Genomic DNA, 9283 nt, shown 5'->3' with positions numbered 1-9283 from the left:
AATCCCGGTAGGCAAGAATCCCCTGACATCTGGGACATATATGGCTGGTCACACTGCTCTCAACAAAAAACACCTGAATTCCCCTTGAGGGTTAACGTATAGTCTGATATAATAACCATGGTTTTAGCGACCAGGTCTCAGAGTACACGACTTTCCAGGGAAGGTGCTCTGAGACTTTTTTCTTTCTGTAAACTAATGACAGTATACAGAACAATCCAGAGACACGCAAGCTAATCATTATTACGCTATTTTAAGAGGTCAATAACAGGATGTGACGCTTAACAAATGATTGGTTCAATAACGCAAAAGATTTCTACTCACACATCCCGTGTGGGATGTGACCCATTTTGTTACGTTTTGAACAGCCTTTGTTAAAATTTCTACTCACACATCCCGTGTGGGATGTGACATTGTGTCAGCATCGGCAATGCCTGCCCCAAAAATTTCTACTCACACATCCCGTGTGGGATGTGACTTAATTGGTTATCAGTGTTTTCCGTTGATGATAGAATTTCTACTCACACATCCCGTGTGGGATGTGACTTCGCAATATTCATGCTCTTTGCAATATTTTTTATTTCTACTCACACATCCCGTGTGGGATGTGACTACAGATTCCTAGAATTTGAATTGCGACTTGTAATTTCTACTCACACATCCCGTGTGGGATGTGACGTAGAAACTATTTTATTAACTATTAAGTTAATGATTTCTACTCACACATCCCGTGTGGGATGTGACTAGATGTCCTCTAAGCTCCTATAGTTGTATTTGCCAATTTCTACTCACACATCCCGTGTGGGATGTGACCAAGTGTGAAAATAAATCAACATTTTTATTTAAATTTCTACTCACACATCCCGTGTGGGATGTGACTAATACTCTTCACACGCCTTGACAGGTGGTTTAATTTCTACTCACACATCCCGTGTGGGATGTGACGTCAATGATGTCTCTTGTATTGTTTGCGTTATTAATTTCTACTCACACATCCCGTGTGGGATGTGACCAGATAATCAACGCTACTGACATGATGGTCAATATTTCTACTCACACATCCCGTGTGGGATGTGACAATTTTGAGTAACACTAGAAATTAAACCGTTTATATTTCTACTCACACATCCCGTGTGGGATGTGACCTTTGCATCTTTCGGTACTTCGTAATATGCTGTAATTTCTACTCACACATCCCGTGTGGGATGTGACGCACCACGGATAGTACCCGAAAATGTATTGTAAAATTTCTACTCACACATCCCGTGTGGGATGTGACATGATGCCCTCGCCCACCACCTTGACCAGTATCAAATTTCTACTCACACATCCCGTGTGGGATGTGACGCGATTGAACCGCAAGAACCGCTACCATTTTCTAATTTCTACTCACACATCCCGTGTGGGATGTGACGGATATGTTTGAGCATTATTTCCAGACCTTCTCGAATTTCTACTCACACATCCCGTGTGGGATGTGACGGTGCCTGCTGTTGTTTTAGTCGATTTAGTTGATCATTTCTACTCACACATCCCGTGTGGGATGTGACACCCGCCCCAGAGGTACGAAGGCAGGAAGAACGAATTTCTACTCACACATCCCGTGTGGGATGTGACTGTCCAGTCCTAGAATAGCTCTAACCTTGTCCGGATTTCTACTCACACATCCCGTGTGGGATGTGACTACGGTCTTCGTGGTCTCCATAGCCTGTGGCGAGTATTTCTACTCACACATCCCGTGTGGGATGTGACTCAATCCCCACGCTTGCCCCACCTCCCCCGGCAATTTCTACTCACACATCCCGTGTGGGATGTGACGGTCTCTTTTACCTGCATTTTTGCATCGTTATAAATTTCTACTCACACATCCCGTGTGGGATGTGACAGGCATTTAAGCTTTCATTCACTTCATTTTTGAATTTCTACTCACACATCCCGTGTGGGATGTGACTGGTTTCAGGCAAACCGATTTCAGGGCGAATAGATTTCTACTCACACATCCCGTGTGGGATGTGACTCTGGCTCGAAGGTTGATGCGATAATGCCAGCATTATTTCTACTCACACATCCCGTGTGGGATGTGACACCGTCAATAACTTCTTTTGACGCTTTCAGAGCATTTCTACTCACACATCCCGTGTGGGATGTGACGGGCGGCTAAGAGTGTTGCGAACGGTATCAAAGATTTCTACTCACACATCCCGTGTGGGATGTGACGGTGGAGTAGGAGCAGTGGTTTCAGCGGCGAAGAATTTCTACTCACACATCCCGTGTGGGATGTGACGGAATCCTGATGTATTCCTCTGCCAGGCTGTCTATTTCTACTCACACATCCCGTGTGGGATGTGACGGTGTATTCTCTACTGCATTTCGGACACTTAAAATATTTCTACTCACACATCCCGTGTGGGATGTGACTTATAAACCAATCGTGGATTTTAAATTGTTGGAAATTTCTACTCACACATCCCGTGTGGGATGTGACTATAAAAATGCTAGAGAGATAGGCACAGTGGTAAATTTCTACTCACACATCCCGTGTGGGATGTGACGGAACCGGATTAAATTTTTATTGTTTACGATATAAATTTCTACTCACACATCCCGTGTGGGATGTGACAGGTCAAAATAAACGGTCAGAAAGTACCTTGTAATTTCTACTCACACATCCCGTGTGGGATGTGACATTCTCTGGAACAGAACTTTGTCTTGGGATTGAATTTCTACTCACACATCCCGTGTGGGATGTGACCTTTTTGTTTTATCTTTTTGATATTCTTACATCAATTTCTACTCACACATCCCGTGTGGGATGTGACAATGCATTGAGAAATATAATGAGACAGGAAACAAAATTTCTACTCACACATCCCGTGTGGGATGTGACCGGAAAGCCGCAAGAATTGGTAGAGATAGCAAAGATTTCTACTCACACATCCCGTGTGGGATGTGACTTATACAGCTTGTGGATATGCCGCCTATATTGTAATTTCTACTCACACATCCCGTGTGGGATGTGACACAAAAGTAATCAGCTAATTGTTCATGCATACATTTCTACTCACACATCCCGTGTGGGATGTGACACAAAAGTAATCAGCTAATTGTTCATGCATACATTTCTACTCACACATCCCGTGTGGGATGTGACCATATGCTATCAGCTCCATATTTTTATAATCAAATTTCTACTCACACATCCCGTGTGGGATGTGACGGCACTGTCATACGCGTGATTATAATACATTTGATTTCTACTCACACATCCCGTGTGGGATGTGACATAACTGCAATGGCAGTGGCATCTGATACCGTGATTTCTACTCACACATCCCGTGTGGGATGTGACAAAACTGGCGCCTGACTGTCCCATAGGCGGACAAATTTCTACTCACACATCCCGTGTGGGATGTGACAATGCTCGGAGGGGCCGCCCTGATGATTATATCAGATTTCTACTCACACATCCCGTGTGGGATGTGACTCTCTATCATGCTCTATTCGCCTCGATCGTGATGATTTCTACTCACACATCCCGTGTGGGATGTGACGGAGTATCTGGCGAAGTTGAACTGCCAGAGTTAATTTCTACTCACACATCCCGTGTGGGATGTGACATCTGGAGGCATTAGAAGCAAGAGTAGCGACTATAATTTCTACTCACACATCCCGTGTGGGATGTGACCGCTATATATAGTATATTTCAATCACATTATTCCCATATATTACAGGATGGACCTATAATTCATTTAGAATTATATTAATTTTACCGTTAAAACGGATTTTTTTCAAGCGAACCTCCTAGATTTTTTTAATCACCAGTAGTTCGCCTGTTTCATTTAAAAATCAAATGATTATAACCCCTTCTGGATTATATGTCTTCTTTGCACCTATATGTTCTACTCTTCTCTCCCAATTATTCCCCAAATAATAAAATCGAAGACTATCCTCTTCCTTATCTATTAAATCCATGAGTTTTTCTTTTAATTTTAAAAATGAAGAATAATCTAAATCTGCCTCAAAAACAGAATTTTGAACTCTCTGGGCATGATTCTGACATTCTTTTGCAACTTTTCGTAACCGTTTTTTCCCCGCCGGTGATGTCGTACTTACATCATAACTTATCAAAACCATCATTATTATTCACTTCCTCGTTTTTAATATATTACTTAAGCAAAAATGAAGGATATGTACTTATTTCTCCTCGCACATACTTCGCCAACAAATTACTTTGTACATATGGCAACAAACCACGAGGAATTTTCTGTTTCAAATATGGATGTGTCATTGTAGAACGTTTTTTCTCCTGCCATTTAGAAAGAACCTTTTTTCTCCCTTCTTCATTCAACCAAACAGCTCCAGAAATTTTTTGTTCAAAATCTTTCTCTCCTACTATTTTTAAATTCAGAAGTGTAATTACAAATCTCTCCACAATACATCTTATTTCTTCCACTAAATCACAAGCTAATGAAGTTCGCCCACTTCTTAATGTATGACAATATCCTATATAGCTATCTAATCCAACTGTTTCTAATGCTGCCGCCACTTCGTTTGTTGCTAATGTATAAACAAAGGATAATAATGCATTCACTGGATCTAATGGTGGATGTTTCGTTCTTAATTGAAATTCAAAATCAACTTTTTTATTTGTAATAAGTTTGTTAAATATGGAAAAATAATTTTTTGCACAAAATCCTTCAATTCCCACTACCTCTTCAATGGACTTCGCCTCATAAACTTTATCAATTCCCTCCTTCAAAACTTCTAATACTTTCTGTATATCTTCATCTTCTCTTAACTCCGCATTATCATGCAATGTTCTACGTATTAACTGTCTGCAATTACTAAATTTTGCTGCCATAGTATTTTGTGTTAATAATAAACCTTCAGCTCTAAACTTGTCTATCTGCTGTACTCTCAGAAAAACATTTCCTTTTGTTTCACCACATACCTTTGCCAAAAATTTCCCCTGCGGTGAAATAAAGTTAATAGGTATTGTTTTACTAACACACTTTCCCATTAATGCTGGAGAGCAACCCAGATAATTGAAACAAACTATATTTTCTACATTTTCGAACGGAATACGAAGTTTTGTTTCTCCATCTATTTTACATACCAGATTTTCTCCGTCTAATGTCAAATATGCCTGTTCTTGCAATATATAAACTGTATTTAAAAGTTTTCTCATATTGATGCCCTTTCAATTTTCTCTATCTCGTTTCGAACGTCATTAATCTTTTTCATTGATGGCATACATAAATCTTTCATTGAACATCCACTACACTTTTGATTTTTTCTAATAGGAGGGATTTCGCCTTCTTCTAAATAATCTCTCATTTCTTCTAAAGTTTTTCTCAAAAAATCATCGTACTGTTGAAAATGTTCTTGTAAAGGTAAGGCAACTCTTTTCTTCACGTCTCCATAATAAATAACCCCTTTACAATCACCTCCAAATACAAAATCTATACACAACTTTTGTGCAAATACTTGCATTAAGTCATCTTCCCGATATTCTTGATTTTTTGGTTTTGTCGGTTTATATTCGACAATAACTATCTGATACTTCTCCTTACTTCCATTAATAGATATCCCGTTTTTATTTTCGTGCAACTCCATACAATCGGTCATTCCATATAAATTATAGGGTTCCAAATCATTATATATCGGAACTGATGTAAAAACTTTTTTCCCTCTAGAAATATAATTTTTCTTTGGATCATGCACTCTTTTATGCATCAAATTTGCTTTTGTGACAAAGATATTTTCTTCCCATGCTTTATCAATTTCCAAAAGTCCCCATCGATGTGGGCAGTATAAATAATGTTGGATAGAGCGAATTGCAATTTCTACACTACTCATAATTTTTCTATCATCTCCACTCCCTGCGGCATATTGTTATCAACCTGAATAACATAATCTTCTAATGACCGAGGAATCCTTCCCTCTTTTTCCTGAATTGTTATCTTATCAAATAAAATATGAGATGGACAACTTCCCAGAACATTATCATGTTTAAAAACATACAACTTTCTCATGCACATTTTTCCTCTTGCAGCACTATGATCATTTTCAAACATATTTATAATTGATGTCCATAAAAGCTCTACATCCTCTTCTGTCAATCCTGTTGATTTATTAGCAAGAGCGGCTGACACATAACCCTCTGCCCTGTATAATGCATATGGAATAATACTTTTTCTTCCCATCTCCGTATCACCACTTTTTTGATTACGCACTTCAGATGTTTTTGCCTGACGGGTAATAGTAATATCTAATGCATTTATTGGAGAAATACTTCTGGCAAAATTAATCTGCACTGGTCCTCTTACTATTCCGCAAGGGTCATCTCCCGTTGACATTACCGCTCCAAAAGCTCTTACATCAAAATAATTTTTGCAAATATATTCTCTTGCTTTTTTTACATCATCTACATTTTTTCCTTTTTTCCCAGTTTCTAAATTTTCAGTTCTATATGCTTCCGCAAATTTTTCATTTAATGGCTTGTCTGGTTTTATCAGTATGTTATATCCCGGAACTCCCTCCTTTACAAGTTCCACATAATTTCTTATCTTACGCTTCAGGCATACATCTGTCACATATCCCAACCCCGACTCTACATCCATTCTAGGAGCATTTCCAGCATCTGGATCCCCATTAGGATTTCCATTCTCCACATCAAAAATCATAACAAAATCATATCTATTATTCAGTGCCATATTATTTTTCCTCCTCTTCTTTACTTGCATTCTTTTCATTTTTTTCAAAAAAGCTCTGATATTGCTGATAATATCCTACTATAAATTCTCCCTGTTCTTTTAATGAAAGCAGTTTAGGAAAGCCTCCATTCAACGAATCTATAATCTCACCTATTAATTTATTATAAAAAGCAGGATATGAAACTTTCTTCAAGTGTGCCTGTCCTAAACGAAGCAATTTTGGAAAAATCATTTGAGGATTTACAGATGCTGATGAAAAATAAGAATCCTTAATCGTTCGATTAAGGGTATTTTGATGTGCCTCCTGCTGCAACTTTTCTAAGACGGCAAAAAGTCTTCCAGACAAATATGCCTGCCCCTTATTTTCTTTATCCAATGCCATTTTTAATTCCTCCTTTTTATAATTTCTGTTAATATATGCTTTTATCATTCCTGCTCTTACACCATTTAACTTTTCACTTCCACTATCCACTCTGACTCTTCGAACTACTGTCTCTAATAAAGCATTTGGATAAGGAGTGCCATAAATAATAGACTCAAATATTTTTGCCGATAACGCCGGATTTATTTTATTATTTTTATCATCTTTCATTCTATACTCCGGAGAAGTCAATTCAAAGTAAATACGATGAATCGACACAATATCAAGTCCACCTACTATTTTTAATTCCTGCTGAAATTTTGAAATGTTCCATAATATATCTGCATATTTTTTTCTGAAAATAAATTTCACAGACAGCCTTGAAGAATTTGGTTTCAATCCCAATATGTAAAAATCTACATTTTCATCTATTTTATCCAATTCTAAAAAATGTTCTTTTAACACTTTTCCTTTTTGTCCATCTCCCATAAGTTTTTGAAGTATATTGGAAAGTTCTTTTGCTTTTATTTTATCTGTTGTTTGAGAAAGCATCTTTAGGAATAAATCTTCATATTCTTCTCCTTTATCCATAGCCCAGAAAACAATCGTCATACCGTCTAACAATATTTTGTGTTTGCTGCTTAATAAAACATTCAAAGCCTCCGTATACTTTTTCATAACTTTTTCTGAAATATTACTATTATAAGATTGTTCATTTCCATAAGAGCTTTCTGAATTATTATTGAATCCAATCAACACGCTTCCTGTTGCCAGGCCACCATATACTCCCTTTATTTTCCCATGTATTCTTGCTATCGGTTCTTCTTCTCCTGTAATGGCACACTGTGCAAATGTTTTTTCGTTTTCCATTTCTCTATCAGTTTTACATACAGCATCCCATTTTTTCTTTAACTCAATATCCTCGTATAATAATGTCGTATCTGATTTTCCTGATAAAGCAAAGGAAAACCCAGAGGTCTCATAATCTTTTCCTAACCCTAACAGAAATTTATTTTCTAATTCCTCTTCTGGATTCCAATTTAATAGAAATTGTCGATAGGCATCTATTATAGGAGACTTTAAATCTTCGATAAATTCTAAATTTTTCTCTACAAATGCTTTATGAGATTTTTTTGCCTTTCCTGTCCTATCTTCCGTAGATAATTCACCTGTTTTTTTATCTCTATTTAATCCAAAAATGTACAAAGGTCTATGTTCTGAAATATTTGCTTCAATTCCAGATTTTTCTGTCCTTTCTGGCATTTTTACTTCTTTAGGAACTAGTCTTTTTACCACCTTCCCTTTTTTAGATTCCGCAATTTCTCTCTGCACATTTATTATATTATCTATCGTTCCTTCTTCCGTCAAAGAAATGAGGTAATGAATCTTTACTTTAGAATATCCTTCTGGAAGAACTTTTCCTTCTGCCGATAAAATATCATAATAATCACATAGTGCCTGAATTAGCATTTAAGTCCCTCCCTGTATTTTTCTACATCAATAACCCCATTTATCATATGTGGGCGATAGTAAAGCGTAGATGCTTTATCTGAAAATTTAGGATTATCCCAGTCTCCATTAATCGGCTTTCCACCATCTTCAAACTGTACTTTATAACTCATAAACCCCAAATCAACATCTCCCATTGCAATAATTTCTTCACTGATCATATTCTCATCAAATTTCTCCAGTAATGAAATACTCTTTATCGGAAATTCACTGCATCCTAAACATGGTGTTCTAAAACATTGTCCCTTTTCTAAACGTCGTTTAATAATATTATAGTGCTTTTTTTCCGCATCCTGCTCCTCTTCATTTTTCAGACCTGTCAATTCAAAATGAAACGCTATCCCATATTTCACATTTTTTAATACCATAGAGGCTCTCTGACTCCTGATTTTCGAGGTATAGATACATGGACTTTCCGCTTTCCCTTTCATTTGATTTTTAACTGCTTTAAATTTCACTTTTTCTTTTACTTCATTTCTTCGTATATTAATAAAATCAATTGGATGGAATACAATAATCTTATCAATTACATATCGAACAGCAGGCTTCCAATACACGCTTTTTAGCATTCCTTCCAAAGCTCCTGGAGTGGGTACATCATAGCTTACCCTTTCAACCTTAAGCTCCGGCCTGGTAAAACAGGCATAATCCCCCTCTACTAATACTTTAAATCCATAACTCATTATTCTCCCCTCACTTT

General features: G+C 37.3%; 6 protein-coding genes and 1 CRISPR repeat array. All 6 genes read right to left on the bottom strand.

Features of this window, described 5'->3' with window-relative positions; genetic code table 11:
• Positions 1 to 309: 309 nt before the first annotated feature.
• Positions 310 to 3682: a CRISPR direct-repeat array (repeat unit 33 nt; unit sequence ATTTCTACTCACACATCCCGTGTGGGATGTGAC).
• 161 nt (positions 3683 to 3843) lie between these two features.
• From cas2 to cas5c, 6 genes are read right to left on the bottom strand one after another with little or no spacing between them, the layout of a single operon-like run.
• On the bottom strand, positions 3844 to 4134 hold the full coding sequence (gene cas2, locus FYJ25_RS03805) for a CRISPR-associated endonuclease Cas2 (RefSeq protein WP_147607419.1): 291 nt from the start codon (positions 4132 to 4134) through the stop codon (positions 3844 to 3846).
• 28 nt (positions 4135 to 4162) lie between these two features.
• On the bottom strand, positions 4163 to 5185 hold the full coding sequence (cas1c, locus tag FYJ25_RS03800; protein ID WP_154580577.1) for a type I-C CRISPR-associated endonuclease Cas1c: 1023 nt from the start codon (positions 5183 to 5185) through the stop codon (positions 4163 to 4165).
• Positions 5182 to 5856 (bottom strand): CRISPR-associated protein Cas4, encoded by a 675-nt coding sequence (gene cas4, locus FYJ25_RS03795; protein WP_154580576.1) that lies wholly within the window; start codon positions 5854 to 5856, stop codon positions 5182 to 5184. The genes cas1c and cas4 overlap by 4 nt, the downstream gene beginning before the upstream one ends.
• The gene (cas7c, locus tag FYJ25_RS03790; RefSeq protein ID WP_096240535.1) at positions 5853 to 6713 is read right to left on the bottom strand and encodes a type I-C CRISPR-associated protein Cas7/Csd2; all 861 of its coding nucleotides are present in this window, start codon (positions 6711 to 6713) and stop codon (positions 5853 to 5855) included. The genes cas4 and cas7c overlap by 4 nt, the downstream gene beginning before the upstream one ends.
• A 1-nt stretch (position 6714) precedes the next feature.
• Complete coding sequence (gene cas8c, locus FYJ25_RS03785) at positions 6715 to 8544, bottom strand: type I-C CRISPR-associated protein Cas8c/Csd1 (protein WP_154580575.1); 1830 nt, start codon at positions 8542 to 8544, stop codon at positions 6715 to 6717.
• Positions 8538 to 9266: a type I-C CRISPR-associated protein Cas5c gene (gene cas5c, locus FYJ25_RS03780; protein WP_154580574.1), complete on the bottom strand. Its 729-nt coding sequence runs from the start codon at positions 9264 to 9266 to the stop codon at positions 8538 to 8540. Before cas5c ends, cas8c begins: the two co-directional genes overlap by 7 nt.
• Positions 9267 to 9283: the final 17 nt, after the last annotated feature.

It is taken from the genome of Anaerobutyricum soehngenii, assembly GCF_009697165.1.
GTDB classification, from domain to species: domain Bacteria; phylum Bacillota; class Clostridia; order Lachnospirales; family Lachnospiraceae; genus Anaerobutyricum; species Anaerobutyricum soehngenii.
Note: the sequence above shows the minus strand (reverse complement) of the source record. Positions and strands in the feature narration are given on the sequence as shown.